The 24,338-nt window shown below is 72.6% G+C and carries 27 protein-coding genes; 17 read left to right on the forward strand and 10 right to left on the reverse strand.

What is annotated here, in order from left to right; translation table 11 throughout:
* Positions 1 to 34 precede the first annotated feature (34 nt).
* Positions 35 to 1,186, forward strand: a complete 1,152-nt coding sequence (locus BT341_RS26305) for a site-2 protease family protein (RefSeq protein WP_072478823.1) — start codon at positions 35 to 37, stop codon at positions 1,184 to 1,186.
* 64 nt (positions 1,187 to 1,250) lie between these two features.
* Entirely contained in the window at positions 1,251 to 2,075 is an 825-nt protein-coding gene (locus BT341_RS26310; protein WP_072478824.1) for a tRNA (adenine-N1)-methyltransferase, read from the forward strand.
* 32 nt (positions 2,076 to 2,107) lie between these two features.
* Here the strand turns inward: BT341_RS26310 and BT341_RS26315 are convergent, their stop codons facing one another.
* Complete coding sequence (locus BT341_RS26315; RefSeq protein WP_072478825.1) at positions 2,108 to 2,557, reverse strand: hypothetical protein; 450 nt, start codon at positions 2,555 to 2,557, stop codon at positions 2,108 to 2,110.
* A gap of 13 nt (positions 2,558 to 2,570) precedes the next feature.
* Positions 2,571 to 3,416 (reverse strand): flagellar basal body-associated FliL family protein, encoded by an 846-nt coding sequence (locus BT341_RS26320; RefSeq protein WP_072478826.1) that lies wholly within the window; start codon positions 3,414 to 3,416, stop codon positions 2,571 to 2,573.
* A gap of 364 nt (positions 3,417 to 3,780) precedes the next feature.
* Between BT341_RS26320 and arc the strand changes: the two genes are divergently transcribed.
* Positions 3,781 to 5,583, forward strand: a complete 1,803-nt coding sequence (gene arc, locus BT341_RS26325; protein ID WP_072478827.1) for a proteasome ATPase — start codon at positions 3,781 to 3,783, stop codon at positions 5,581 to 5,583.
* A gap of 154 nt (positions 5,584 to 5,737) precedes the next feature.
* On the opposite strand, the gene BT341_RS26330 is transcribed toward arc, so the two are convergent.
* Both BT341_RS26330 and BT341_RS26335 read right to left on the reverse strand, forming a co-directional pair.
* Positions 5,738 to 6,625, reverse strand: a complete 888-nt coding sequence (locus BT341_RS26330) for a TIGR03620 family F420-dependent LLM class oxidoreductase (protein WP_072478828.1) — start codon at positions 6,623 to 6,625, stop codon at positions 5,738 to 5,740.
* A gap of 67 nt (positions 6,626 to 6,692) precedes the next feature.
* Positions 6,693 to 7,034, reverse strand: a complete 342-nt coding sequence (locus tag BT341_RS26335; RefSeq protein ID WP_072482186.1) for an ArsR/SmtB family transcription factor — start codon at positions 7,032 to 7,034, stop codon at positions 6,693 to 6,695.
* An 83-nt stretch (positions 7,035 to 7,117) separates the two neighbouring features.
* Between BT341_RS26335 and BT341_RS26340 the strand changes: the two genes are divergently transcribed.
* Genes BT341_RS26340 through BT341_RS26350 form a run of 3 tightly spaced genes read left to right on the forward strand, consistent with a single transcriptional unit; the run spans position 7,118 to position 9,053 of the window.
* Positions 7,118 to 7,453, forward strand: a complete 336-nt coding sequence (locus BT341_RS26340) for a hypothetical protein (RefSeq protein WP_072478829.1) — start codon at positions 7,118 to 7,120, stop codon at positions 7,451 to 7,453.
* Positions 7,450 to 8,379 carry an aldo/keto reductase gene (locus BT341_RS26345; RefSeq protein ID WP_072478830.1) on the forward strand — a complete coding sequence of 310 codons (930 nt, stop codon included), beginning with the start codon at positions 7,450 to 7,452 and terminating at the stop codon, positions 8,377 to 8,379. Before BT341_RS26340 ends, BT341_RS26345 begins: the two co-directional genes overlap by 4 nt.
* A 53-nt stretch (positions 8,380 to 8,432) precedes the next feature.
* Positions 8,433 to 9,053: a hypothetical protein gene (locus BT341_RS26350; RefSeq protein ID WP_072478831.1), complete on the forward strand. Its 621-nt coding sequence runs from the start codon at positions 8,433 to 8,435 to the stop codon at positions 9,051 to 9,053.
* Here BT341_RS26350 and BT341_RS26355 read toward each other — a convergent pair.
* Positions 9,044 to 9,562 carry an NUDIX hydrolase gene (locus tag BT341_RS26355; RefSeq protein ID WP_072478832.1) on the reverse strand — a complete coding sequence of 173 codons (519 nt, stop codon included), beginning with the start codon at positions 9,560 to 9,562 and terminating at the stop codon, positions 9,044 to 9,046. The genes BT341_RS26350 and BT341_RS26355 overlap by 10 nt on opposite strands.
* A 42-nt stretch (positions 9,563 to 9,604) precedes the next feature.
* Between BT341_RS26355 and dop the strand changes: the two genes are divergently transcribed.
* The 4 genes from dop (at position 9,605) to prcA (ending at position 13,228) form a co-directional block, all read left to right on the forward strand.
* The gene (dop, locus tag BT341_RS26360) at positions 9,605 to 11,107 is read left to right on the forward strand and encodes a depupylase/deamidase Dop (protein WP_072478833.1); all 1,503 of its coding nucleotides are present in this window, start codon (positions 9,605 to 9,607) and stop codon (positions 11,105 to 11,107) included.
* A gap of 86 nt (positions 11,108 to 11,193) precedes the next feature.
* Positions 11,194 to 11,388 (forward strand): ubiquitin-like protein Pup, encoded by a 195-nt coding sequence (locus tag BT341_RS26365; RefSeq protein WP_013226725.1) that lies wholly within the window; start codon positions 11,194 to 11,196, stop codon positions 11,386 to 11,388.
* A 132-nt stretch (positions 11,389 to 11,520) separates the two neighbouring features.
* A complete protein-coding gene (gene prcB / locus BT341_RS26370) occupies positions 11,521 to 12,375 on the forward strand; it encodes a proteasome subunit beta (RefSeq protein WP_072478834.1) in 855 nt (284 codons plus the stop codon).
* A 52-nt stretch (positions 12,376 to 12,427) separates the two neighbouring features.
* Positions 12,428 to 13,228 (forward strand): proteasome subunit alpha, encoded by an 801-nt coding sequence (gene prcA, locus BT341_RS26375; protein ID WP_072478835.1) that lies wholly within the window; start codon positions 12,428 to 12,430, stop codon positions 13,226 to 13,228.
* Between the two features lie 12 nt (positions 13,229 to 13,240).
* Here prcA and BT341_RS26380 read toward each other — a convergent pair whose 3' ends face one another.
* The 3 genes from BT341_RS26380 to BT341_RS26390 form a co-directional block, all read right to left on the reverse strand.
* Positions 13,241 to 13,861, reverse strand: coding sequence for a methyltransferase domain-containing protein (locus BT341_RS26380; protein ID WP_245805107.1), 621 nt, complete (start codon positions 13,859 to 13,861; stop codon positions 13,241 to 13,243).
* Between the two features lie 189 nt (positions 13,862 to 14,050).
* Complete coding sequence (locus BT341_RS26385) at positions 14,051 to 15,271, reverse strand: alpha/beta hydrolase (RefSeq protein WP_072478836.1); 1,221 nt, start codon at positions 15,269 to 15,271, stop codon at positions 14,051 to 14,053.
* A gap of 103 nt (positions 15,272 to 15,374) precedes the next feature.
* Positions 15,375 to 16,856 carry a bifunctional phosphatase PAP2/diacylglycerol kinase family protein gene (locus tag BT341_RS26390; protein ID WP_084743000.1) on the reverse strand — a complete coding sequence of 494 codons (1,482 nt, stop codon included), beginning with the start codon at positions 16,854 to 16,856 and terminating at the stop codon, positions 15,375 to 15,377.
* A gap of 143 nt (positions 16,857 to 16,999) precedes the next feature.
* Between BT341_RS26390 and pafA the strand changes: the two genes are divergently transcribed.
* Both pafA and BT341_RS26400 read left to right on the forward strand, forming a co-directional pair.
* Positions 17,000 to 18,358 (forward strand): Pup--protein ligase, encoded by a 1,359-nt coding sequence (gene pafA / locus BT341_RS26395; protein ID WP_072478837.1) that lies wholly within the window; start codon positions 17,000 to 17,002, stop codon positions 18,356 to 18,358.
* 61 nt (positions 18,359 to 18,419) lie between these two features.
* Positions 18,420 to 19,445, forward strand: coding sequence for a WD40/YVTN/BNR-like repeat-containing protein (locus BT341_RS26400; RefSeq protein ID WP_072478838.1), 1,026 nt, complete (start codon positions 18,420 to 18,422; stop codon positions 19,443 to 19,445).
* Here BT341_RS26400 and BT341_RS26405 read toward each other — a convergent pair.
* Positions 19,442 to 20,140 carry an SDR family oxidoreductase gene (locus BT341_RS26405; RefSeq protein ID WP_072478839.1) on the reverse strand — a complete coding sequence of 233 codons (699 nt, stop codon included), beginning with the start codon at positions 20,138 to 20,140 and terminating at the stop codon, positions 19,442 to 19,444. The genes BT341_RS26400 and BT341_RS26405 overlap by 4 nt on opposite strands.
* A 125-nt stretch (positions 20,141 to 20,265) precedes the next feature.
* On the reverse strand, positions 20,266 to 21,183 hold the full coding sequence (locus tag BT341_RS26410) for an NADP-dependent oxidoreductase (protein WP_072478840.1): 918 nt from the start codon (positions 21,181 to 21,183) through the stop codon (positions 20,266 to 20,268).
* Between the two features lie 108 nt (positions 21,184 to 21,291).
* Between BT341_RS26410 and BT341_RS26415 the strand changes: the two genes are divergently transcribed.
* The 5 genes from BT341_RS26415 to tatA all read left to right on the forward strand — a co-directional run bounded on the left by BT341_RS26415 (position 21,292) and on the right by tatA (position 24,269).
* The gene (locus tag BT341_RS26415) at positions 21,292 to 21,723 is read left to right on the forward strand and encodes a winged helix-turn-helix transcriptional regulator (protein ID WP_072478841.1); all 432 of its coding nucleotides are present in this window, start codon (positions 21,292 to 21,294) and stop codon (positions 21,721 to 21,723) included.
* A 10-nt stretch (positions 21,724 to 21,733) separates the two neighbouring features.
* On the forward strand, positions 21,734 to 22,717 hold the full coding sequence (locus BT341_RS26420) for a helix-turn-helix transcriptional regulator (RefSeq protein WP_072478842.1): 984 nt from the start codon (positions 21,734 to 21,736) through the stop codon (positions 22,715 to 22,717).
* On the forward strand, positions 22,714 to 23,694 hold the full coding sequence (locus BT341_RS26425; RefSeq protein WP_072478843.1) for a helix-turn-helix transcriptional regulator: 981 nt from the start codon (positions 22,714 to 22,716) through the stop codon (positions 23,692 to 23,694). The genes BT341_RS26420 and BT341_RS26425 overlap by 4 nt, the downstream gene beginning before the upstream one ends.
* A 10-nt stretch (positions 23,695 to 23,704) precedes the next feature.
* Positions 23,705 to 23,917, forward strand: coding sequence for a bacteriophage holin (locus tag BT341_RS26430; protein WP_072478844.1), 213 nt, complete (start codon positions 23,705 to 23,707; stop codon positions 23,915 to 23,917).
* Between the two features lie 61 nt (positions 23,918 to 23,978).
* Positions 23,979 to 24,269: a Sec-independent protein translocase subunit TatA gene (gene tatA / locus BT341_RS26435; protein ID WP_245805108.1), complete on the forward strand. Its 291-nt coding sequence runs from the start codon at positions 23,979 to 23,981 to the stop codon at positions 24,267 to 24,269.
* Positions 24,270 to 24,338 lie beyond the last annotated feature (69 nt).

Genomic DNA, 24,338 nt, shown 5'->3' on the forward strand with positions numbered 1-24,338 from the left:
CGGTCCCCACACCGGGGGCTCTAGGCTCTCCGGCATGGCCGCGACCAGTGAGCAGGGCACCGGCGGCACCCGGCAGGCCGTCCGCTCGGACGGCGGCCTCGTGCTGTTCCGCGTCGCCGGCGTGCCGGTGCTGCTCGCGCCGTCGTGGTGGGTCGGCTCGCTGATCGTCGTCGTGCTCTACGCGCCGCTGGTCGGGCGGCTGCTCCCGGACGCGTCGACACTGACGTCGTGGCTGCTCGCGGCCGCGTTCGCGCTGCTGCTGGGGCTTTCGGTGCTCGCCCACGAGCTGGGGCACTGCCTGGCCGCGCTGCGGCTGGGGATCCCGGTGCGGCGGCTGCGCCTGTTCCTGCTCGGCGGCCTGTCCGAAGTGGCCCGCACGCCGAAGCGGCCCGTCCACGAAGGGCTCGTCGCCGCGGCGGGCCCGGCGGTGTCGCTGCTGCTGGGCGGGTTCTGCGGCCTGCTGATGTTCGCCGTCCCGCCGGACGGCGCGGTCTGGATGCTGGTCGCCGAGTGCGCGGTCGCGAACCTCGCCGTCGCCGTGTTCAACCTGCTGCCCGGCCTGCCGCTCGACGGCGGACGGCTGGTCCGCGCCGGCGTCTGGGCGGTCACCGGGGCCCGCGCGAAAGGCACGCGCGCCGCGGTCGCCGGCGGCGCGGTCGTCGCCGCCGGGCTGCTCGTGTGGGCGTTGTGGGGCCTGGCGACCGGGAGCCCGGACCGCTGGCTGCGGCTGGGTGTGTGCGTCGTCACAGCCTGGTTCGTGATCCTCGGCGCGCGGTCGGAGCTGGCCGCGGAAGCTCGCCGGACCTGGCCGGAAGGTCTGGACCTCGGTGAGCTGGTGCGGCCGGTGCTGCAGCTGCCCGCCGAGAGCCCGGTTTCGGACGCGCTGGCCGCGTCGGCGGGCCGGGGCGTGGTGCTGGTCCGCGCCGACGGCGTCGCGGCCGGCCTGCTCGACACGGGCGCGGCCGAGCGGCTGGCCGGCACGTCGCCGCACGCGCCGGCCGAACTGGCCGCCGAGCCGATCCGCGCCGAGACCGTGCTGCTGGCGTCGGAACCGGGGGAGGACGTCGTCGAGCGCGTCCGCGAAACCCCGGCGTGGCAGTTCCTCGTCGTCGACGACGAGGGCCGCCCGGCGGGCGTGCTGCGCCGGGACGACCTGCGGGCCGCGCTGAACCGCCGTACCCGCTGAGGTCACGGCACGGGCCGCCTGCGAAGATCTGTCGTCGGGCCAACCGGGGTAGCAGGAGGAAGTGTTGTCGGTCAGCGGACCGTTTCGCGCGGGTGATCGGGTGCAGTTGACCGACTCGAAGGGACGGCACTACACCCTGACGCTCGCCGACGGCGGGGAGTACCACACCCATCGCGGCGCGCTCGCCCACGACGACCTGATCGGCCGTCCCGAGGGGTCGGTGGTCACGTCCGCCGGCGGGTCGACCTACCTCGCGCTGCGCCCGCTGCTGCCGGACTACGTGCTGTCCATGCCCCGCGGCGCGCAGGTGATCTACCCCAAGGACGCCGCGCAGATCGTGATGTGGGGCGACATCTTCCCGGGCGCGCGGGTGCTCGAGGCGGGCGCCGGCTCGGGCGCGCTGACCTGCTCGCTGCTGCGCGCGGTCGGCCCGGCCGGGCACGTGCACTCCTACGAGATCCGCGAGGACCACGCCGAGCACGCCGAGCGCAACGTCGAGAAGTTCTTCGGCGGCAAGCCGGCGAACTGGTCGCTGACGGTCGCGGACCTGGCCTCGCACGAGGGCGAGGTCGACCGGGTCGTGCTGGACATGCTCGCGCCGTGGGACCAGCTGCCGAACGTGGCGGCCTGCCTGGTGCCGGGCGGCGTGCTGACGGTCTACGTCGCGACGGTCACCCAGCTTTCGCGCGTCACGGAGTCGCTGCGCGAGCAGCAGTGCTGGACCGAGCCCGAATCGTGGGAAACGCTGATGCGGCCGTGGCACGTCGTCGGCCTGGCGGTGCGCCCGGACCACCGGATGGTGGCGCACACGGCGTTCCTGCTGACCGCGCGCCGGCTCGCGGACGGGACCGTCTCACCCCGCGTGTCGCGGCGGCCCAGCAAAGGCTGAGACAGCCCCCGCCAGCGTCGGAGCCGGCCGGTCTAACCCGGCACGCACCAGCGGCCGTTCTCCTTGTGCAGCGGGAACGGCGTGTCCTTGGTGCCGCCCGGCGCCACGACGTGGACTTTCGCGGTCGCGGACTCGCCGCGCAGCTGCGGCGGCTCCGCCAGCGTCGCCGTGACCGGGCCGGCCGCGTCCCACGTCCGCTGCAGCCCGGCCAGCGCTTCGGCGCTCTGCGGACGGCACGTCAGCTTCCCGAAGGCCGCCGAGTCGTGCGCGGCGATCGCGTCGACGATCGCCTTGGCCAGCACCTTCACCGCCGCCGTGTCGACCTCGTCCGGCGGGGCGGACGACGGCGGCCGGGACGGCGGCGGTGGTGTGCCCGTCGCCGCGGGCGGGGAGCCGGACGGCGCGACGAGCAGCAGTCCCAGCACCACGCCCGCGGCGGCCACGCCGAGCAGCACCAGCCCGGCGACGAGCGCCCGCTTCACCGACGGCGCGGGCTCACGAGCCGTCCGCCTTCACGTTGGACAGGCACCACAGGCCGGCTTCCTTCTGGGCCGACATCGTGCCGACCTTCGTCTTCGTGCCGTCGGTGGCCGAGTAGCGCACGGTGGACTTGTCACCGGTGTCCTGCGGCGCTCCGGTCAGCTTCACCGTGACCTTCGGGATCTCGCCGGTGGTGCCCTCGTAGACGCTGCGGCAGATGACGTCGCCCAGCGCCTTCTCGTCGCCCGCGTTGTAGGCCTCGATCGTCGAGTCGAACAGTTCCTGCGAGCTCGGCTTGCCGCCCGGGGCGGGGCCGCCGGCCGGCTTGGTGCTCTTCGTCGACGGGCTGGTCGGCGAGCTGGGCTTGGGCTTGGACGCCGACGGCTTGGACGTGGGTGCCGGCGTCGCCGAGGTGCTGCTCGCCGGCGGCGCGGCGGTGTTGTCGTCGCCGCTGTTGAGGAGGACCAGCGCCGTCACACCGCCGCCGACGATGACCACCGCGGCGACCGCGATGCCGACGATGAGGCCGGTTTTCTTCTTCTTGGGCGGCGGGGCGTCGCCGAAGCCACCGCCGCCGTACGGGTCGTAGCCGCCGAAGCCCGGCTGCTGCGGCGGCTGGCCCCACTGGTCCTGCTGCCCGTACTGCGGATAGCCCTGCTGGGGCTGAGAGCCCGTCTGCGGCGGGTAACCGCCCTGCTCGTAGGGCCCCGGCTGGCCGAACTGCTGGGTGCCGCCGTAGCCCGGCTGGGGCTGCGGACCGCTCTGGGGGTAGCCGCCCGGCTGTCCGTACGGCCCGGGCTGCTGCCCGTAACCGCCGGGCTGCTGGCCGTAGCCGCCCGGTTGCTGCGGCGGGTAGGTCATGAGTGGTGCCCCCTAGCGTTCCATCGACGGAGAAACCGGCCGTCGGGCGGCCGGCGTCGGCCCGATGCTAGCCATCGGGCGTGGCCGCCGCGCGGTTAGGGCGGAACTGGCCGCGAAAGCCCGGTCGCGGCAGGGTTGGCGCCTCCCGGACGCGGGTACTCCGCCCGTGCTTGGTTCGTCCCGGTGCGGACAACCCCGCGACGCGCCCGTGCCACGGCACCGAAATGGCCGCTTGCGCTGCGGGAATGTCCGTGCTGGACCAGGCGAGGAAACCGCGACGCGCCGATCTTGTGATCCGGAAAGGGCTTTTCTTGTCGGTGATCGCCGGTACCGTGGAATGAAAAGCACTCCGAGGAGGTGCCCGATGCATCATGACCTTCCCGGAGGTCGGCGCGAGGAGGCCGACCCTTCAGCAACATCCGGACCTGGGACGACGGCGGACGAGCAGGCTCGGCAGATCCGTTTTCTCGAAGAGGAAGTGGCGCTGCTGCGCCGCAAACTGACCGACTCGCCACGGCAGAACCGCGTTCTCGAACAGCGGCTCGCCGAGGCCTCGGAACGGGTGAGCCAGCTCACCGAGCGGAACACCAAACTGGTCGAGACCCTGCGCGAAGCACGAGGACAGCTCCTCGCGCTCCGTGAGGAGGTCGACCGGCTGGCCCAGCCACCGTCCGGGTACGGCGTCTTCGTGGAGGCGTACGAGGACAACACGGTGGACGTCTTCACGGCCGGCCGGAAGATGCGGGTGTCCGTCTCGCCCGCGGTCGAGATCTCGTCGCTGCGGCGCGGACAGGCGCTGCGGCTCAACGAGGCGCTCACCGTCGTCGAAGGCGGTGGCTTCGAACGCACCGGCGAGGTGTGCGCGCTGCGCGAGGTGCTCGCCCCCGACGTCGAGGGCGGCAGCCCCCGCGCGCTGGTGGTCGGGCACGCGGACGAGGAGCGGGTGGTCCTGCTCTCCGACCTGCTGGCCGAGCAGACGCTCAAGCCGGGCGACTCGCTGCTGGTCGACTCCAAGGCCGGTTACGCGTACGAGCGCGTGCCGAAGGCGGAGGTCGAGGACCTGGTGCTGGAGGAGGTGCCGGACGTCCGCTACGAGGACATCGGCGGCCTGTCCCGGCAGATCGAGCAGATCCGCGACGCGGTGGAGCTGCCGTTCCTGCACGCCGACCTGTACCAGGAGTACCAGCTGCGGCCACCGAAGGGTGTCCTGCTCTACGGCCCGCCGGGCTGCGGCAAGACGCTCATCGCCAAGGCGGTGGCGAACTCGCTGGCCAAGAAGGTGGCCGAGGCCCGCGGCGACGCGGCGGACGGGAAGTCCTACTTCCTGAACATCAAGGGTCCCGAGCTGCTCAACAAGTTCGTCGGGGAGACCGAGCGGCACATCCGCCTGATCTTCCAGCGGGCGCGGGAGAAGGCCTCCGAGGGCACCCCGGTGATCGTGTTCTTCGACGAGATGGACTCGATCTTCCGGACCCGCGGGTCGGGTGTTTCCTCCGACGTCGAGACGACGATCGTGCCGCAGCTGCTGTCGGAGATCGACGGTGTCGAAGGCCTGGAGAACGTCATCGTCATCGGCGCCTCCAACCGCGAGGACATGATCGACCCGGCGATCCTGCGGCCCGGCCGGCTCGACGTCAAGATCAAGATCGAGCGTCCGGACGCCGAAGGCGCGAAGGACATCTTCTCCAAGTACCTGCAGGAAGGCCTGCCGATCCACGCCGACGACCTCGCGGAGTTCGGCGGCGACCACAAGGCCACGTTCGACGCGATGATCCAGCACACGGTCGAGCGCATGTACGAGGAGAGCGACGAGAACCGGTTCCTCGAGGTCACCTACGCCAACGGGGACAAGGAAGTCCTGTACTTCCGCGACTTCAACTCGGGCGCGATGATCCAGAACATCGTGGACCGGGCGAAGAAGTCGGCGATCAAGTCGGTGCTGGAGACCAAGCAGCCGGGTCTGCGCGTCCAGCACCTGCTCGACGCGATCGTCGACGAGTTCGCGGAGAACGAGGACCTGCCGAACACCACCAACCCGGACGACTGGGCCCGGATCTCCGGCAAGAAGGGCGAGCGGATCGTCTACATCCGCACGCTCGTCACCGGCAAGAACCAGGACTCGGGGCGGGCGATCGACACCGCCACGAACACCGGTCAGTACCTGTAGTTCCGACACGCGAAGGGGCGGTGCCGCGGCACCGCCCCTTCGTCGTGTGTCAGGTGTATAACGCCCTATACGTCTTGGCTGGATCAACCACCGTACCGGTGCCCTGGGTTCCGGCTGCCGGTCGACGGGCTGTTCGGCGCCCGCGCGGTTCGGTCTACCCGTCGGCGGGTAGCAGCGCCTCGGCGAGCCGGCGCCAGTGCGGCATCGCCGCAGTGCCCGGAGCGAGCCCGATCACCTGGATGCCGACGTGGTCGGCACCCGCGTCGAGGTGGCCGCGCAGCTTCTCGGCGATCGTGTCCAGGTCGCCCCAGAACACGAGGTCGTCGACCAGGCGGTCGCTGCCGCGGCCGCCGTCGATGTCCGCTTCCGTGTAGCCGAGGCGGCGGAACTTCGCGACGTTGTACTTCTGTGTGAGGTACGGGTGCAGGTGCTCGCGGGCGATCTCGCGCGCCCTGGCCGGATCCGTCTCGAAGAGCACGGCGTGCTCGACGCCGAGGAACGGGCCGTCGCCGAGGATTTCGCGCGCCTGGGCGGTGTGTCCGGGTGTCACGTGGTAGGTGTGCGCGCCCGCCGAGCGGTCCCTGGCCAGTTCCAGCATCTTCGGGCCGTACGCGGCCAGCAGGCGGCGCATCGGTGCCCTCGGCGCGGGATTGGCGCTCGTGGTGGCGTCCATCGCGTCCAGGTAGCCGTGCATCGCCTGCAGCGGCTTGGCCCCGGGTTTTCCGGCGCCGAAGCCGAGGCCCAGCAGGTGGCGGTCCGGGTAGGCGTCGGCCAGCAGCACCGCTGCGCCCCGCGTCCAGCGTGGCTCGCGGGACCAGATCTGCGCGATCCCGTTGACGACGGTGAGGCGCTCGGTGACCGACAGCAGGAACCCGGCATGGGTAAGCGCTTCCCGGCCGTCGCGCTCGGGGATCCACACCGCCGGCCAGCCCAGTTCTTCCAGTTCCCGGACCGCGTCGCGGATGGCGGCCGCCGGCTGGTCCTCGAAGTCGAACGTCCAGATCCCGTAGCGGCCCAGCCGCATGCCCTCGATCGTGCTCATGGATCGAAGTATCGCAGATTTACGATATGAGTCAACGTGGGCCTGCCGGGAACGGGGAGGGGAGAGATCAGAGAGAGTGGCCGAGCGCGGCGACGAACTCGGCGATCCGCGCTTCGTCACGCTTGTAGTGCGTCCACTTGCCGACGCGCGTCGCGCGCACCAGGCCGGCCCGCTGCAGCGCCGCCATGTACGCCGACACCGTCGACTGCGCCAGCCCGAGCTTCGCCTGGATGTGACTCACGCACACCCCGACCTCGACCGGATCGGCGATGGCCTCCTCGACGGGGAAGTGCCGCTCCGGCTCCCGCAGCCAGCCGAGCACCTGCAGCCGGATCGGGTTCGCGAGCGCCTTGAACACGTCGAGCAGCTGCTCGACGTCCGGCTGCGGTTCCGCGCGTGTCGTGGTCATGGGCCTCACGATCAGCATAGCCGCGACCCGCCACCGGCGCGTGCTGCCGGACCTTGGCGTATAACGACCTATACTCACCGGCTGTGAGCGAAAAAACCCGGCGCCGCGCGCCCATCACCGAATCGGACGTCCTCGCCTGGCTGGAGACGACAGCCGCCGCCGTCGAAGCGGGGGAGGTGAGCGCGCAGGAGCTGATCGACCTGCTCGGCGAGTTCCGCCGGGCCTCGGCGGCCTGCGCCGACGCGTCCGACTGGCTGCTGCTCGCCGCCCGCGAAGGCGGCGCCAGCCTCCGCCAGATCGCGCCGGTCTTCGGCAAGGGCTACGTCCGGGCGCCGGCGGCGCGCCTGGAGAAGCTGCACCGCCAGGCGCAGAACGCCGACCAGTGGCTGGCCATCCTCCGGCACAAGGCGACGGCATGAACCGCGTCGCGCTCGGCCTGGCCGCGCTGGGCCGCCCCGCGTACATCAACCTCGGCCGGGAGGGCGCGCTACCGCGGACACGGGACGTCGGTTCCATGCGGGCCGCGACTTTCGCCGTGCTCGACGACGCCTACGCGGCGGGCGTCCGGCACGTCGACGTCGCGCGGTCGTACGGCCGCTCGGAGGAATTCCTGGCGGCGTGGCTGGCCGAGCGCGGGCACACCGACGTGGAGGTCTCCAGCAAGTGGGGCTACGCCTACGTCGGCGACTGGCGGCTGGACGCCGAGGTGCACGAGGTGAAGGAGCACTCGGCGGCGCGGTTCGCGGCGCAGTGGGCGGAAACCCTGGCGCTGCTGGGGGACCGGGTCGGTCTGTACCAGGTGCATTCGCTCACTGTGGACAGTCCCTTGTTCACCGACGAGCCGCTGGTCGAGGCGCTGGCGGAGCTGTCGGCGAACGGCGTGGCGGTCGGGTTCTCGACGTCGGGGCCGCGGCAGGCGGACGCGATCGAGCGGGCGTTCGGGCTCGAAGTCGCCGGGCGGCCGGTGTTTTCGGCGGTGCAGTCGACGTGGAACGTGCTGGAGCCGTCCGCGGGACCGGCGCTGACCGCCGCGCACGCGGCCGGGAACCGGGTGCTGGTCAAGGAAACCCTCGCCAACGGCAGGCTCGCGGTCGAAGCGCCGGCGGCGGTGCGGGAGATCGCCGCGGCGCACGGCACGGGGCCCGACGCGGTCGCGGTGGCCGCCGTGCTGGCCCAGGAGTGGGCCGACCGGGCGGTCATCGGCCCGGCGAGCCCGGCGCAGCTGGCGGCGAACCTGCGCGCCACGGCACTGGAACTCACCGCGGCCGAACGGGACGCGCTGGCCGTGCTCGCCGAGGAACCGGGCGAGTACTGGCGACACCGGTCCTCCTTGGCGTGGGACTGACGGGCTGCACTACCCTTCGCTGGCACGCCACGGACGACAGGAGGCCGGAGCAGGTGCGTCATCGGCAGGCGATCGCGTTGGCCGCGGTCGCGTTGGTGGGCCTCACGGGCTGCGACGGGCCCGATCCGAACAACCTGGAGACGTACTACGACGATCCGGTGCCCACGTCCTCGGCGGTCCCGCGCGCTTCGGACGCTCCGGTGAGTCCCGCGAAGGCGGCTCCGGTCACGCCTCCGCCGGCCGTGCCCGATGCCGGACGGCTCGCGGAGCGGGCGTTGCTGTCCGACGCCGACGTCGCCGAAGAAGGTGTGCGGCCGGCCTCGAACGAAGTCGCGGGGTGCCTGGCGGACGGGCCGTCGGCGGCCAGCCGGACGGCGACCTGGCGCTATTCCGGCGGGTCGGTGCTGAGCCACCGCGTCGTGGCGTTCGACGACCGGTCGGCCGCCCACGCCCTCGCGGACGACGAGTGCGCGGGCAAGACGGTGAGCGTCCCGGTCCAGCCCGGGGTCGAGCTGCAGCGGGCCCGGTGCGACGGCAAGACCTGCACCGTGTTGCTGGCCAAGGGAAGGCTCGTGTCCGAGCTGACGGTCTCGGCGAGCACCGAGGCCCGCGCGGTGGACGCCGCCAAGCGCCTGCTGCCGGCGATGACGGCGAAGCTCACCGCTCAGCCGTAGCGGCGGAACCACTCCTGGACGCCTTCGCGGCCGTCGGGGATGAAGGGCAGCTCGGGGGCCGGGTCTTCGACCCAGGCGCGCAGCTCCGCCAAGGGGATCCAGCGGCCTTCGACGATCTCTTCGGGCTGGTGGCGGATGGGCCCGTCCCAGCGGACCTCGAAGGCGAAGTTGTGACAGCGGTTGCGGCCGTCGTCGTAGACCTTGGTGAACAGCGGCACGGGTTCCACCCCCTGGACGCCGAGCTCCTCGGCCAGCTCGCGGCGGGCGCACTCGGCCGGGGTCTCGCCGGCCGCGACCACGCCGCCGGCCCAGCAGTCCCACGTCGACGGGAACACGTCCTTCACCGCGGTGCGGAGGTGCACGTAGACGGCCTTTCCGTCACCCGAACGGACCAGGACGACGCCGGCGGCGTGCCACAGGCCCTCGGCGCGGACGCGGGCGCGGGTGGCCGTGCCGACGACCGAGCCGGCCTGGTCATAGCGGGCAACGAGTTCGTCACTGCCTGGCATGGGTGCATCGTTCCACCAGTGCGACCCCGTAGGGTGGTGGACATGCGGCGGATCATGGGAACCGAAGTCGAGTACGGCATCTCCGTGCCGGGCGACGCGACGGCGAACCCGGTACTCACCTCCACCCAGGTCGTCCTCGCCTACGCGGCGGCGGCCGACATCCCGCGCGCCCGGCGGGCGCGGTGGGACTACGAGGTGGAGTCCCCGCTGCGCGACGCGCGCGGGTTCGACCTCACCGGGCCCGGCGGGCCTGGCCACGACCCGGACGTCGAGGACCTGGGCGCGGCGAACGTCATCCTGACCAACGGGGCGCGGCTGTACGTCGACCACGCGCACCCGGAGTACTCGGCGCCCGAGGTGACCAACGCCCGGGACGCGGTCATCTGGGACAAGGCGGGCGAGCGGGTGATGGAGGAGGCGGCGATGAAGGCCGCGTCCGTGCCGGGCCAGCCGCAGCTGCAGCTGTACAAGAACAACGTGGACGGCAAGGGCGCCAGCTACGGCACGCACGAGAACTACCTGATGGCGCGGTCGACGCCGTTCACCGCGGTGATCGCGGGGCTGACGCCGTTCTTCGTCTCGCGCCAGGTCGTGACCGGCTCCGGCCGGGTCGGGATCGGGCCGCAGAGCGAGGAAGCCGGGTTCCAGCTCTCCCAGCGTGCGGACTACATCGAGGTCGAGGTCGGCCTGGAGACGACGCTGAAGCGCGGGATCATCAACACCCGCGACGAGCCGCACGCGGACGCGGACAAGTACCGTCGGCTGCACGTCATCATCGGCGACGCGAACATGTCGGAGTACTCGACGTACCTCAAGGTCGGGACGACCGCGCTGGTGCTGGACCTGATCGAGGCGGGCATCCGCTTCGACGACCTGAAGCTGGACGAGCCGGTCAAGGCCGTGCACCAGATCAGCCACGACCCGACGCTGAAGACGCAGGTCGCGCTGGCCAACGGCAAGAAGTACACCGGGCTGGACCTGCAGTTCGCCTACCACGAGATCGCTTCGCAGAACCTGGAGCGCACGGGTGCGGACCAGGCGTCGAAGGAGGTGCTGCGGGTCTGGGGCGAGATCCTGGACGCGCTGGCGCGCGATCCGCAGGAGTGCGCGGACCGGCTGGACTGGCCGGCGAAGCTGCGGCTGCTCGAGGGCTACCGGCAGCGGGACAACCTCGCGTGGGGCGCGCCGCGGCTGCGGCTGGTCGACCTGCAGTACTCGGACGTGCGGCTGGCGAAGGGCCTGTACAACCGGCTGGTGACGCGCGGGTCGATGAAGCGGCTGGTGTCGGAGGAGGAAGTGCTGGCCGCGGTGACGACGCCGCCGTCGGACACGCGGGCCTACTTCCGGGGCCGGGCGCTGGAGAAGTACGCGACGTCGATCGCGGCGGCGTCCTGGGATTCGGTCATCTTCGACGTGGGCAAGGAGTCGCTGGTGCGGATCCCGACCCTGGAGCCGCTGCGCGGGACGAAGGCGCACGTCGGCAAGCTGCTGGACGAGGCCGCGACGGCGGAGGAGCTGGTGGAGGCGCTCACCGGTTCGGACTAGGCGGGACGCACCACCGATCGCGGCGTTGCCCCGAATGTCGGGGCCGCTGGGTAGGCTAGGAAACATCAGCCACACCGGGAGGCGAGATGGCCCAGGAAAAGATCGAAAAGCACGGCGGCGGCGACTCCGACGAGGAGTTCGACGACACCGGCGCGGCGGGTCAGGAGCGGCGCGAGAAGCTCGGCGAGGACGTGGACACGATCCTCGACGAGATCGACGACGTGCTCGAGGAGAACGCCGAGGACTTCGTCCGGGCCTACGTGCAGAAGGGCGGCGAGTAAGCCGCTGGGGGCGCTGCGCCCTTGCCGACCGTTCAGCCGGCGGCCGGGGGTCCGCGCGGCGGTGGCCTGAGGGGCCGCCGGGCGCGGGGCCGCGGCCGTTCTGGCCCGCACAGATGGGATTTTTGAGCACGTATGGACAACACCAGGGGCATCTCGGGTCCCGCGCTGCCCGCGGCGTACTTTTCGTCGGCGACGTCGTCGTTTTCGGACTTCCTGCGTGAGCAGGCGCCGGAGCTGCTGCCGCACCGGCGGGTGGCGCCGGGCGCGGCGGAGCTGGGCGTGCCGCACGGCACCACGATCGTCGCGTGCACGTTCGCGGGCGGCGTGCTGATCGCGGGTGACCGGCGGGCGACGTCGGGCAACCTGATCGCGAGCCGCGACATCGAGAAGGTGCACGTCACCGACGAGTACTCGGCGGTGGGCATCGCGGGCACGGCGGGGCTGGCCGTGGAGATGGTGCGGCTGTACGCGGTGGAGCTGGCGCACTACGAGAAGATCGAGGGCGTTTCGCTGTCGCTGGACGGCAAGACGAACAAGCTGGCCGGGATGGTCAAGGCCAACCTCGAGATGGCGATGGCGGGGCTGGCGGCGATTCCGCTGTTCGTGGGGTACGACCTGGAGGCCGAGGACGCCAAGCACGCGGGGCGGATCGTGTCGTACGACGCCGCGGGCGGCCGGTACGAGGAGCACGGCGGCTACGCGTCGATCGGTTCGGGTTCGCTGTTCGCGAAATCCGCGCTCAAGAAGCTGCACGACCCGGACGCCGACGCCGAGGGCGCCGTGCGGGTCGCGGTGGAGGCGCTGTACGACGCGGCGGACGACGACACCGCGTCGGGCGGGCCGGACCTGGTGCGCCGGATCTTCCCGAGCGTCGTGACGGTCACCGCGGAGCAGGGTGCGGTGCAGCTGCCGGAGTCGGAGACGGCCGCGGTGGCCGAGGCCGTCGTGCAGGGGCGCATCGAGCGCCACCAGCGCCGGCTCTCCTGACCGGAGCTGAACCAGTGAACGTTGGAACACCGGAAGACCTGGAGCGCACACCGTGACGATGCCGTTGTATGCCTCTCCCGAGCAGCTGATGCGGGAGCGTTCCGAGCTGGCGCGCAAGGGCATCGCGCGCGGCCGGAGCGTGGTGGTGCTGAAGTACGCGGGCGGCGTGCTGTTCGTGGCGGAGAACCCGTCGGCGACGTTGCACAAGGTGTCCGAGATCTACGACCGGATCGGGTTCGCCGCGGTCGGGCGCTACAGCGAGTTCGAGAACCTGCGCGTGGCGGGTATCCGGCACGCGGACCTGAAGGGCTACCAGTACGACCGGCGTGACGTGAGCGCGCGGGCGCTGGCGAACGCGTACGCGGCGACGCTGGGCAGCATCTTCACCGAGCAGCTGAAGCCGTTCGAGGTGGAGATCTGCGTGGCGGAGGTGGGGACGACCGCGGCGGAGGACCAGCTGTACCGGCTGACCTACGACGGGTCGATCTTCGACGAGCCGCAGTACGTGGTGATGGGCGGCCAGACGGACAAGATCTCGGCGAAGCTGAAGGAGACGTTCGAGGACGGCCTGGAGCTGCAGGCGGCGCTGAGCGTGGCGGTGAAGGCCCTGCGGGCCCCGAGCCAGCCGCAGGCTTCGTCGTCGGCGTCTTCGTCGGGCTCTGCGTCTTCGTCGTCGAACGCGGCGGCGAACGGCAACGGCGACGGCGACCCGATCAAGCTGGAGGTGGCGGTCCTCGACCGCGACCGCCCGCGGCGTTCGTTCCGGCGCCTCACCGGCGCGGCCCTGGACTCGCTGCTGCCGGTGCCGGACCCGAAGGTCGACGAGCCGGAGGCCAAGCCCGAAGGCGAGTGAGCCCCGCGTCCGTCATCCCGGCCGGTAGGCGACGGCCAGCAGGTGGGCGGAAGCGTCGATGAGCCGCGGGTCCCGCTCGACGAGCCGGGCGGCGCGCAGGGCCGATCGAGCACGGTCCGGGAACGCGCCGGTCCCGGCGGCGTCGAGCGCGGGCCACGCGGGGCCTTCGACCCCGAACACCTCGGGGCCCGGGAAGCCTGCCGCGGCGACTTCCTCGCGCAGCTCGGTGGCCGTGTGCCAGTGCGTGGGCACGAAACCGATGTGGCCGTCGTACGCGCCGGTCTCGATGACCTGCCCCACCGGTCCGGCGACGTCGGCGGTCAGCGTGCCGGCCGCGCCCGTCTCCAGCAGCGAGAGGTAACGGCTGATGCCCGCGGCGGCGAGCAGCCCACCCGGACGCAGCACCCGCCGGGCTTCGGCCAGTGCGCGAGCGCGGTCTGCAACGTCGACGAGGTGGTAGAGCGGGCCGAGCAGCAGGACCGCGTCGGCGGACGAGTCCGCCGCGGCCAACGCGCGGGCGTCCCCGGCGGAGGCCGTGACGCCGGGCAGCGTCGCGGCCCGGGCGGCGTGGGCGGGGACGAGGTCGATCAGGTGGACCGAGTGGCCGTCGGCGGCGAGCCAGGCCGCGTGCACCCCCCGTGCCGCCTCCGACGTCCAGCACACGGGCGCGGGCAGGCAGGAAGCGCCGAAGCAGCTCCTGGGTGCGCAGGAACTCGAGCCTGCCGTGCGGGCTCCGGGCGAGCCGGGTGTCCTCGACGGGCCCGGTGGCGTAGTGGGTCGCGAGGTCCATGCCTCACTGTCCCGGATGCCGCAACCGGATTTTCAGGACGTCGGCGGTGAAGCCCGGAAGTTCTGGTCGGCGAACGCCAGCAGGTACGGCAGTGTCGCCCGCGCGGTGTGCCACGTGTGGTTGAAGCCGCGTTCGGCGTGGACCACCGCTTCCTGCCCGCGGGCGCGGAGGGCTGTGGCGATCCGGTTGGCCGTCTTGACGTCGGTCGGCGCGCCCGTGCCGACCGCGAGCATCACCGCGATCTTCGCCGGGAAGTCCATGGTCGGCAGGTACCGCCGCGGGGTGTTCGCCGCGATCGCGGCCTGGTTGCCGTCGAGGACGCCGACGGAGTCGTTGAGGTCGTCGTACGGCAGGGAGATCACCAGCGTGCCGAACTCGTCGACGTGGTGGAGCCCGATGTTGAGCGCGCCGAAGCCGCCGCCGGACATGCCGCCCAGTGCCCGGTGGCCGCGGTCGGCCAGGGTGCGGTAGCGCTTGTCGATCGCCGGGACGACCGTGCGGGCGAGGTAGGTCTCCAGCTGCGGGCCGCCGGGGACGTCGAGGCACTCCCAGTCGGTGGCCGGGTTGCCCGCGGTCATGTCGACGCTGACCACGATCATCGGCTCGGTCACGTTGTGCTGCTGGAGCGCCAGGAGCGTCCCTGGCGCGTCGCCGGAGGTCAGCCAGTCGCGGGGACCGCCGAACGGGTAGCCGTGGATCAGGTAGACCACGGGGTAGCGGCGGGCGGCGTTGGCGGGGTCGAAGTAACCGGGCGGCAGGATCACGTAGTTGCTGCCGGAGGGGACGCCGTGCGCGGGGTCGGCGATCTGGACGACGTCGATCTTCTGGCCGGGGGCCGCGGTGGCGGGGCGGGAGGATGCCGCCGCCGCGCTGTCGTCGTCGTCCGACGGGTCCGGGGCTCCCTTGCCGTCGTCGAGCAGGCGGCCGGCGAGGTTGGCGATGCCGGGGCCTTTCTGGAGCAGGCGCGCGAAGTCGTCGGAGGTCCGCACGTAGCCGACGTAGCTGTTCAGGGCAGTGACTGCCGCGAGCAGCAGCAGGACGCCGAAGGCGGTGAAGCCCCAGCGGCGGACCCGGCGCCGGTACCACAGCGCGATCACCGCGGCCAGGACCGCGACGGCGGCCGAGGCGAAGGTGAGCCAGATCAGCGGCGACTCGAACGGGCCGAGGTCGCGGGCGCGGGCGGTGACGTCGCCGGGCAGCACGGGGTCGGCCGCGACCCGGTGGATGACGCTCGCCAGGCCGTGTCCGTCCATTGACTCCCCGCTCGTCGCCTGGCCGCGGGCAGGGTCGCCCGCATCTCGGTTGCGAAGCTAGCCAGAAGTGGCTGTGGGTTCGTTGAGAGTGGGTAAAGAAACCTTAAAGGCGGTAGATGGTCAGCGCGCTGGGCCGGGACCGGAAGCGGAACCGGTTGCCGAGCGGGCCGACCTCGCCGTCGGTGGCGACGCGGCGGTGGCCGTCGAGCAGCTCGACGTCCAGCTCGGGCAGGTCGAGCTCCTGGTAGACGTGGCTGGCGGCGAGGCTGCGGGTGATCATCGCCGCCAGGAACCGGGCCCGCGAGTAGGGCAGGTCGGCACGCAGGTAGCGGATGTCGAGGAGGCCGGTGTCGAGCGCGGGCCGGCGGCTGGGGGCGAAGCCCTTGGGCGCGTACGTGCCGTTGCCGACGAACAGCAGCCAGACCTGGGTGCGCCTGCCGTTGAGCCGGACGTTCAGCGGCTTGGCGTGCCGCAGCGTGCGGGCCAGCGCGATCGCGGCCGAGGGCCACTTCGGGTGCTTCTCCTGCAGCTTCTCGCGCAGCCGGACCATCTCCGGGTAGCCGCCGAGGCTGGCGGTGTTGACGAACCAGCGGTGGGCGGTGCCGTCGGCCCCGGCGATTTCGACCTCGCCGAGGTCGATGCCGACGGCGTTGCCGGTCTCGGTCGCCGCGTCGGCGTCGGACATGGCGTGGACGCCGACGTCGCGGGCGAAGTGGTTGAGCGTTCCGGCCGGGATCAGCGCGAGCGGCAGGTCGCGTTCGGCGGCGACGGAGGCGACCGCGGCCACGGTGCCGTCCCCGCCCGCGACGCCCAGCGCGCGGACCGTCCCGCGCGCGTCGATCTCCGCTTCGAGCTGGGCGCGCAGGTCGCGATCGGGGTCCGGGTAGAGGATCTCGGCCTTGGGCCAGGCGTAGCGGGCCTCCTCGGTCGGGTCCTGCCCGTCGATCCCGGACTTCGGGTTGACCAGCACGAGCATGTCTTCCCCGTCGGCCATCTCGGGCGCCTCGGCGTCGTGGGCGGTCCGGCCCGGGACGTCGTCGTGCAGCGGCCACCAGTGCCGGGTCGCGAGGCCCACGCCGACGCCGATGCCCAGGCCGACACCCACGTCCGAGGGCCAGTGCACGCCGGTGTGGACGCGGGAGTAGGCGACGGCCAGCGCGAGCGGCGCCACGGCGAGACCGGCGCGGGGCGACTCCATCGCCACCGCCGTCGCGAAGGCCGCCGCGGAGGCGGAGTGGCCGGACGGGAACGACGAGGACGTCGGGCGTTTCCGCAGGCGGCGGCGCACGGGCGTCTCTTCCTCGGCCGGGCGGCGGCGGGGGAACAGCGGCTTGCCGATCAGGTTGGCCGCGGCGCTGGCCCCGGCGATCGCGACGACCCCGCGCAGCGCGCCGCGGCGGGTCGCGCCCTGGCGCGTGGCCAGCAGCGCGGCGACGGCCCACCAGAGCCGGGACTTGTTGGCCGATCTCGACAGGGCCTTCAGGGCGTCGTCGGCGCGCGAGGCGGGGATCGCCGCGCTGCGCCGCATCAGGGCGCGATCGGTCCGGCCGACCCGCCGGAAGGCCCGGATGAGCTGATGTGACAAAAGGTCCGCCTTCCGCGTGCCGTCAAGAGCCGTGCTCCAATCGTGCCTGATTCGGGGACTTTTCACCGTCTGTGGCCTACTGGGGGCGTGTCGACGCCCGAACGGCGCACCGTCGACGGGGGTGCAGCGCCTACTCTGGTGAGATGCAGCGGCGGATCTTTGGCATCGAGACCGAGTTCGGGGTCACGTGCACCTTCCACGGACAGCGCAGGCTCTCGCCCGACGAGGTGGCGCGCTACCTGTTCCGGCGAGTCGTCTCGTGGGGACGCTCCTCCAACGTGTTCCTGTCGAACGGCTCCCGGCTCTACCTCGACGTCGGCTCGCACCCCGAGTACGCGACGGCCGAGTGCGACGACCTGGTCCAGCTGGTCACGCACGACAAGGCCGGGGAGCGGATCCTCGAGGACCTGCTGGTCGACGCCGAACGGCGGCTCGCCGACGAGGGCATCGGCGGCGACATCTTCCTCTTCAAGAACAACACCGACTCAGCGGGCAACTCCTACGGCTGTCACGAGAACTACCTGGTGACCCGTGCGGGTGAGTTCTCCCGGATCGCGGACGTGCTGCTGCCGTTCCTGGTGACCCGGCAGCTCATCTGCGGCGCCGGCAAGGTGCTGCAGACCCCGCGCGGCGCGGTCTACTGCCTCTCCCAGCGTGCGGAGCACATCTGGGAGGGCGTCTCGAGCGCGACCACCCGGTCGCGGCCCATCATCAACACCCGCGACGAGCCGCACGCCGACGCCGAGCGCTACCGGCGGCTGCACGTCATCGTCGGCGACTCGAACATGGCCGAGCCGACGACGATGCTCAAGGTCGGCTCGGCGAACCTGGTGCTCGAGATGATCGAGGCCGGCGTCCAGTTCCGCGACTTCACCCTGGACAACCCGATCCGGGCGATCCGCGAGATCAGCCACGACCTCACCGGCCGCCGCCAGGTGCGGCTGGCCGGCGGCCGCGAGGCCTCGGCGCTGGACATCCAGCGCGAGTACCACGCCCGCGCCGTCCAGCACCTCAAGGACAACGGGTCGACGGCGGCCAACGAGCGCGTCGTCGAGCTGTGGGGCCGGGCGCTGGACGCGGTCGAGCAGCAGGACTTCGGCAAGATCGACACCGAGATCGACTGGGCGATCAAGCACCGGCTGGTCGAGCGCTACCGGCACAAGCACGACCTGGACCTGTCCAGCCCGCGCATCGCGCAGCTGGACCTGGCCTACCACGACATCCGCCGTGGCCGGGGCATCTTCGACCTGCTCCAGCGCAAGGGCCTGGTCCGCCGGGTCACCGACGACGGCGAGATCGAGGCGGCCAAGGACACCCCGCCCCAGACGACCCGCGCGAAGCTGCGCGGCGACTTCATCGCCGCCGCCCAGGCCGCGGGCCGTGACTTCACGGTCGACTGGGTGCACCTGAAGCTGAACGACCAGGCCCAGCGCACGGTCCTGTGCAAGGACCCGTTCCGCTCGGTCGACGAGCGCGTGGAGCGCCTGATCAGCTCGCTGTGACCGGCCCGCCCGCCCGGCGTTCCCGACGAAAGTCGCCGGGCGGGTGCGGCAGGATCGGCGCATGCGTGTGGTTCTGCTCGTGTGCGCCCTGCTCGTCTCGGTGGCGGTCCCCGCGTCGGCGGGGGAGCACCCGCCCAGGTGGGAACTGAAGCCGACCGGCGTCACGGCGCAGTTCCGGGGCCTGTCGGCGGTCAGCTCCCACGTCGCGTGGGTGAGCGGCACCCAGGGCACGGTCCTGCGCACCACCGACGGCGGTGCTACCTGGGCCGCCGTCGGGCCGCCCGGGACCGGGAACCTCCAGTTCCGGGACATCGAAGCCTTCGACGCCGAGCGCGCGGTGGTGCTCTCGATCGGCTCAGGCACGGACTCGCGCGTCTACCGGACCGACGACGGCGGCGCGCACTGGCGCCTGACGTTCCAGAACACCGACGCGGCGGCGTTCTACGACTGCCTGGCCTTCTTCGACCCGTGGCGGGGCCTGGCGGTGAGCGACCCGGTGGACGGGCGGTTCCGCGTGCAGGCGACCTTCGACGGCGGCCGCAGCTGGCAGCCGGTTCCCGGCAGCGGCTTCCCGCCCGCGTTGCCGGGTGAGGCCGGGTTCGCGGCGAGCGGCCAGTGCGTGACGACGTCCGGGCCGTTCGACGCGTGGCTGGCCACCGGCGGCGGCGCCACGGCCCGCGTCCTGCACTCCGGCGACGGCGGCCGCCACTGGACGGCGTCGGACACGCCGTTGCCGAGCAGCCCGTCGGCCGGCGTGTTCGCCGTGGCGTTCCGGTCCCCGGCGTACGGTCTCGCGATCGGTGGCGACTACGCGAACCCGGCCGCGCCCGGCCCGGCCGTGGCGTTGAGCCGCGACCGCGGCCGGACCTGGGCCACGCCGGAGCAGTACCCGGCCGGGTACCGGTCCGGGCTGGCCTGGCGCGGCGGCGGTGTGCTGGCGGTCGGCCCCGGCGGCAGCGACTACAGCCCCGACGGCGGACGGCACTGGACACCGTTCGACACCGGCAGCTTCGACACCGTGGACTGCACGCCCGCGGGCGCGTGCTGGGCGAGCGGCGTCCAGGGCCGCGTGGCCCGCCTTCGCTAGAGGACCTGGCCGGTGGGGCGGATCATGATCTCGTTGACGTCGACCGACGGCGGCTGCGAGAGCGCGTAGAGCACGGCGCGGGCGATGTCGTCGGGTTGCAGGTTGGGCTTCTTGCGCTGCTCGTCGCTGAGGATGTCGGTGTCGGTCATGCCGGGGTTGATGAGGGTGACGCGCACGCCGGTGCCGACGGCCTCCTCGCGGATGGCGCCGGCCATGCCGGTGACGGCCCACTTGGTGACGGAGTAGAGGCTGGCGTTGCGGATGTAGCGGCCGGCGACCGAGCCGGTGATCAGCAGGTGCCCGGCGGTCTCCTTGAGGGCGGGCAGGGTGGCGCGGGCGGTGTAGGCCGCGCCGAGGACGTTGGTGCGGACCATCTCGTCCCACTGCCGCGGGTCGGGGTCGTCGGTGCCGAAGAACGAGGTCCCGACCCCGACCCCGGCGTTGGCGAAGGCGGCGTCGAGCCGCCCGAACCGCTCGACGGCCGCGTCGACGGCGCCCGAGATGCCGGGCCAGTCGCCGACGTCCGCGCCGAGGGCGAGGGCCCGGTCGGCGCCCAGCTCGTCGACGAGGTGCTGGGCGGATTCGGCCTTGCGGGCGACGAGGGCGACCTTGAACCCGGAGGCGGCGGCCAGCCGTGCGGTGGCGGCCCCGAGACCGCGGGAGGCGCCGGTGACGAGAAGAACGCGATCATCCATGGCCCCAGGCTAGAGCGATCGCCCGGCTCACCAGCGCCCCAAGGCGGCCTTGGTTGCGTGTGACGCACCCAAGGCGGCCTTCGGTGCGTCCGACGCACCGAAGGCCGCCTTGGGGCGCTCGGCTCCTACGGGGTCAGCACCAGCCGGCCGCGCAGGCCGCCCGCGGCCAGGCGTTCGTGGGCGGCCGCCGCCTCCGCCAGGGGCAACACCCCGGCCACGCGCAGCGGCAGCACTCCCTTCTCCGCCAGTTTCGCCAGCTCGGCCAGCTTCTCCCCGTCGGCGCGGATCCACACGCTCCGGACCCGGATTCCGCGCAGCGGGATCGGTGCGGCCCCGGCGGCGAAAGCCACGAACTCGCCGCCACCCCGTACCGCGTCGAGCGCGTCCAGGCCGAGCAGCGCCGTGTCGAGCGCCGCGTCCACTCCACCCGGCACCAGTGCCCGCACGCGATCACCCAGGTCCGGGCCGCGCGGGACGAACTCATCCGCGCCGAATCCCCGCACCGCTGCCTCGTCGGCGGCCGAAGCCACCGCCACCACCCGCAGCCCACGCAGGCGGGCCAGCGCGACGGCGTACCCGCCCACCGCGCCCGCCGCCCCCGTCACCAGGACCGTCCCGTCGGTCCCGACCAGATCCAGCGCCTGGGCCGCGGTCAGCGCGTTGAGCGGCAGGGTCGCCGCGGCCACGGGGGAGACGCCCGCGGGCGCCACCGCGACCGCCGAGGCGTCCAGCACGATCTGCTCCGCGTACGCGCCCAGCGGGGTGCCGATCCGGTCGCGCAGGCCGATCACCTCCTCGCCCACGCGGAAGCCCTCGCCCGCCTCGACCGTGCCGGCCACGTCCCAGCCCAGGCCCAGCACCTCCCGTGGCGGCACCACCCCGGCCTCGGTCAGCACGCCGGCCCGGGTGGCGACGTCGACCGGGTTGACCGCGGCCGCCGCCACGCGGATCCGCACCTGTCCCGGGCCGGGCTCGGGGACCGGCACCTCGACGGACTCCAGCACCTCCGGATCACCGAACCGGCGGACCACCATCGCACGCATCGAACACTCCCGGTTGATCGGAAACCTTCCGGAACGAACGTATGGGGAGCTACTCTCCGACGGGAAGTACGCACCTGAAGGTGCCCATCGCACGAGGAGGTTCGCCCGGTGCCCACGCGCACGGCGGAACAGCGGCGCAAAGCCGAGAAGGCCGCCTACGACGCCTACCTGGCCGCGTGCCCGACACGGAAGCTGCTCGACGAGATCGCCGGCAAGTGGGTCAGCCTGATCCTCGTCGCGCTCGGTGACGGCCCGCAGCGCTACAGCGACCTTTCGCGGCGCATCGCCGGGGTCAGCCAGAAGATGCTCACCCAGACCCTGCGGGTGCTCGAACGCGACGGCCTGGTGCGCCGGGAGGTGACCGCGTCGGTGCCCGTCCGCGTCGACTATTCCCTTACGCCGCTGGGCGAAAGCCTGCGCGCACTGATGGCGGGCTTCAAGGAGTGGGCCGAGGCCAACTTCGACGCCGTCCGCGCCGCGCGGGCCGACTACGACGCGCGCACGCCGGACCTCACGATCGGGCCGGACGGCGCGAGCTAGGCTCTACCGGGTGTCCACCGCACGCGCCGAACGGCTGGTCAATCTGGTGCTGGCCCTCCTGTCCACCCGGCAGTACCTCACTGCCGAGCGGATCCGCGGCATCGTGCCCGGCTACGGCGACGCGGCCAGCGACGACGCCTACTTCCGCATGTTCGAACGCGACAAGACCGAGCTGCGCGAGCTGGGCATCCCCCTCGAAACCGGCCGCAACTCCGCCTTCGACGCGATCGAGGGCTACCGCATCGCCCGCCGCGACTACGAGCTCGGCGAGATCGACCTCGCCCCCGACGAAGCCGCCGCCGTCGCGCTGGCGTCCCGGCTGTGGGACTCGCCGGAGCTGACCGGGCAGGCGCAGGGCGCGCTCGTCAAGCTGCGCGCCGCCGGACTGGAGGTCGACGACCAGGCACCCACCGTCGTGGAGCCGCGCGTGCGCGCCGAACCGGCGTTCGGGCCGCTGCTGGCCGCGGTGCAGAACGGCCAGGCCGTGCGCTTCGAGTATCGCCGCAGCGGCTCGCCGGAGCGGATGATGCGCACGCTGGAGCCGTGGGGCGTGGTCTCGTGGCGGGCCCGCTGGTACGTCGTCGGGCACGACCGCGACCGCGGCGCCACCCGCTGCTTCCGGCTCTCCCGCGTCATCGGCCAGGTCCGGCCCGTCGGCAAGCCCGGCGCCGTGCAGCGCCCCGAGGGTGTAAACCTGCTCAAGCTCGTGTCGGTGACGGGGGAGTCCGAGCCGTCGCCGGTGACCACCGCCCAGCTCTGGGTCGCCGACGGCCGCGCCGCCGGGGTCCGCCGCCGGGGCACGGTCGTCGGGCGCCGCACCCTCGACGGCGAAGAGGGCGACGTCGTCGAGGTCGGGCTGTACTTCCCGGAGTCGGCCGCCGACTGGATCGCCGCACAGGGCCCCGACGTCGTCGTGCTGGAGCCCGACGTGCTGGCCAAGACCGTCCAGGACCGGCTCGAAGCCGTCGTGGCCCGGCAGGGGAGCGGCCGGTGAGCGCGTCCACCGACCGGATGCCGAGACTGCTCGCGCTCGTGCCCTACCTGCTCGCGCGCCCGGGCATCCGCATCGACGAGGCGGCGCAGGACTTCGACGTCACGCCGAAGCAGCTGCGCAAGGACCTCGAGCTGCTGTGGATGTGCGGGCTGCCCGGCTACGGGCCCGGCGACCTGATCGACCTGTCCTTCGAGGGCGACACGATCGTCGTGACGCACGACGCCGGCATGAACCGGCCCCTGCGGCTCACCGGCGGGGAGGCCACCGCGCTGCTGGTCGCGCTGCGGGCGCTGGCCGAGACACCGGGCGTCGTCGACGCCGACGCCGTGCGCCGCGCCATCGCCAAGATCGAGGCCGCCGCCGGGCAGGCCCAGCCCGCCGGGGTGGTCGTCGGCGGCGGCGTGCGCGAGGGCAAGAAGACCGCGCGGACCCGCGAGGAGGTCGCCCGCGCCCTGCGGGACGGGCGCGCCCTGCGGATCCGCTACTACACCGCGTCCAAGGACCAGATCACCGAGCGCACGGTCGATCCGATGCGGCTGCTGATCGTCCAGGCGGTCGGCTATCTCGAGGCGTGGTGCCGCCGTGCCGAAGGCGTGCGGCTGTTCCGGCTCGACCGGATCGACGAGCTGGAGATCCTCGGCGAGCCGTCGCGCCCGCCCGCGCACGCCCACCCGACCGACATCTCCGACGGCGTCTTCCGCGAGCGTCCCGACCAGCGGGAGGCGGTCCTGGTCCTCGACCCGGACGCACGCTGGGTAGCCGAGTACTACCCGTGCGAGGAGCTCGACGAGCTCGACGGCGGCCGGCTGCGGATCCGGATGCGCTACGCCGACCAGTCCTGGATGGTGCGGCTCGTGCTGGGCCTGGGCGGGGAAGCACTGGTCGAGAGCCCGGCGGACCTGGCGTCCGACGTTGCTCGCCGGGCCGCCGGCGCGGTTGCCCGAGCCCGTCACCTTCCGTCAACCTGCGACCACTAGGCTGGGCCGCGTGCCGTACCTGCCCGCGATCGTGCTCGCCGCGCTCGGTGTCCTGCTGCTGCTGGTCCTGCTGGCCCGGACCGGCAAGGTCTTGCGTGGCTTCCGGCGGACCGCAAGCATGGTGGCTACGAACACCCAGGACCGGGCCGGGATGCTCCGCGCGCGGTCGGCCGCGCTGCGCGTCGCCTTCGCGGAGCGCCGCCGGAAGCCGGAAAACCAGTAACATCCCTACCAGACGCAGATAGGAGGCCATCTTGTTCGCCAACGGATTGCAGGGATGGCATTTGATCATCTTGGTGCTGCTCGTCGTGCTGCTGTTCGGGGCCAAGCGGCTTCCCGATGCGGCGCGGTCGATCGGCAAGTCCATGAAGATCTTCAAGGCCGAGACCAAGGACCTCGCGGGCGACAAGAGCGCCTCGCACGAGGACGCCGAGCCCGCCGAGACGAAGCAGATCCCGGCGACGCCCGCCCCGGCCGCCGCGACCGACCAGCAGGTCGCCGACCTCCAGCGGCAGCTCGACGAGCTGAAGAAGCAGCAGGCCGCCGCCGACCAGCCGCAGAAGAACGCCAGCTGACGCGGCAGGCGCTCCACCCGGTCCCTGGTCCTCGGAGCGCGCCTTGAGCCGGCGCGCTCCGGCGGACTC

The organism is Amycolatopsis australiensis, assembly GCF_900119165.1.
Lineage (GTDB): Bacteria > Actinomycetota > Actinomycetes > Mycobacteriales > Pseudonocardiaceae > Amycolatopsis > Amycolatopsis australiensis.

Excerpts from the sequence above, each read along its gene's own strand:
- BT341_RS26365 (WP_013226725.1), top strand. The coding sequence starts at position 11,194 with ATGGCCCAGGAAAAGATCGAAAAGCACGGCGGCGGCGACTCCGACGAG.
- BT341_RS26320 (WP_072478826.1), bottom strand. The coding sequence starts at position 3,416 with ATGACCTACCCGCCGCAGCAACCGGGCGGCTACGGCCAGCAGCCCGGC.
- BT341_RS26400 (WP_072478838.1), top strand. The coding sequence starts at position 18,420 with ATGCGTGTGGTTCTGCTCGTGTGCGCCCTGCTCGTCTCGGTGGCGGTC.
- BT341_RS26305 (WP_072478823.1), top strand. The coding sequence starts at position 35 with ATGGCCGCGACCAGTGAGCAGGGCACCGGCGGCACCCGGCAGGCCGTC.
- BT341_RS26410 (WP_072478840.1), bottom strand. The coding sequence starts at position 21,183 with ATGCGTGCGATGGTGGTCCGCCGGTTCGGTGATCCGGAGGTGCTGGAG.
- dop (WP_072478833.1), top strand. The coding sequence starts at position 9,605 with ATGCGGCGGATCATGGGAACCGAAGTCGAGTACGGCATCTCCGTGCCG.
- BT341_RS26355 (WP_072478832.1), bottom strand. The coding sequence starts at position 9,562 with ATGCCAGGCAGTGACGAACTCGTTGCCCGCTATGACCAGGCCGGCTCG.
- arc (WP_072478827.1), top strand. The coding sequence starts at position 3,781 with ATGCATCATGACCTTCCCGGAGGTCGGCGCGAGGAGGCCGACCCTTCA.
- BT341_RS26345 (WP_072478830.1), top strand. The coding sequence starts at position 7,450 with ATGAACCGCGTCGCGCTCGGCCTGGCCGCGCTGGGCCGCCCCGCGTAC.
- BT341_RS26330 (WP_072478828.1), bottom strand. The coding sequence starts at position 6,625 with ATGAGCACGATCGAGGGCATGCGGCTGGGCCGCTACGGGATCTGGACG.
- BT341_RS26405 (WP_072478839.1), bottom strand. The coding sequence starts at position 20,140 with ATGGATGATCGCGTTCTTCTCGTCACCGGCGCCTCCCGCGGTCTCGGG.
- prcB (WP_072478834.1), top strand. The coding sequence starts at position 11,521 with ATGGACAACACCAGGGGCATCTCGGGTCCCGCGCTGCCCGCGGCGTAC.
- BT341_RS26335 (WP_072482186.1), bottom strand. The coding sequence starts at position 7,034 with ATGACCACGACACGCGCGGAACCGCAGCCGGACGTCGAGCAGCTGCTC.
- BT341_RS26385 (WP_072478836.1), bottom strand. The coding sequence starts at position 15,271 with ATGGACGGACACGGCCTGGCGAGCGTCATCCACCGGGTCGCGGCCGAC.
- pafA (WP_072478837.1), top strand. The coding sequence starts at position 17,000 with ATGCAGCGGCGGATCTTTGGCATCGAGACCGAGTTCGGGGTCACGTGC.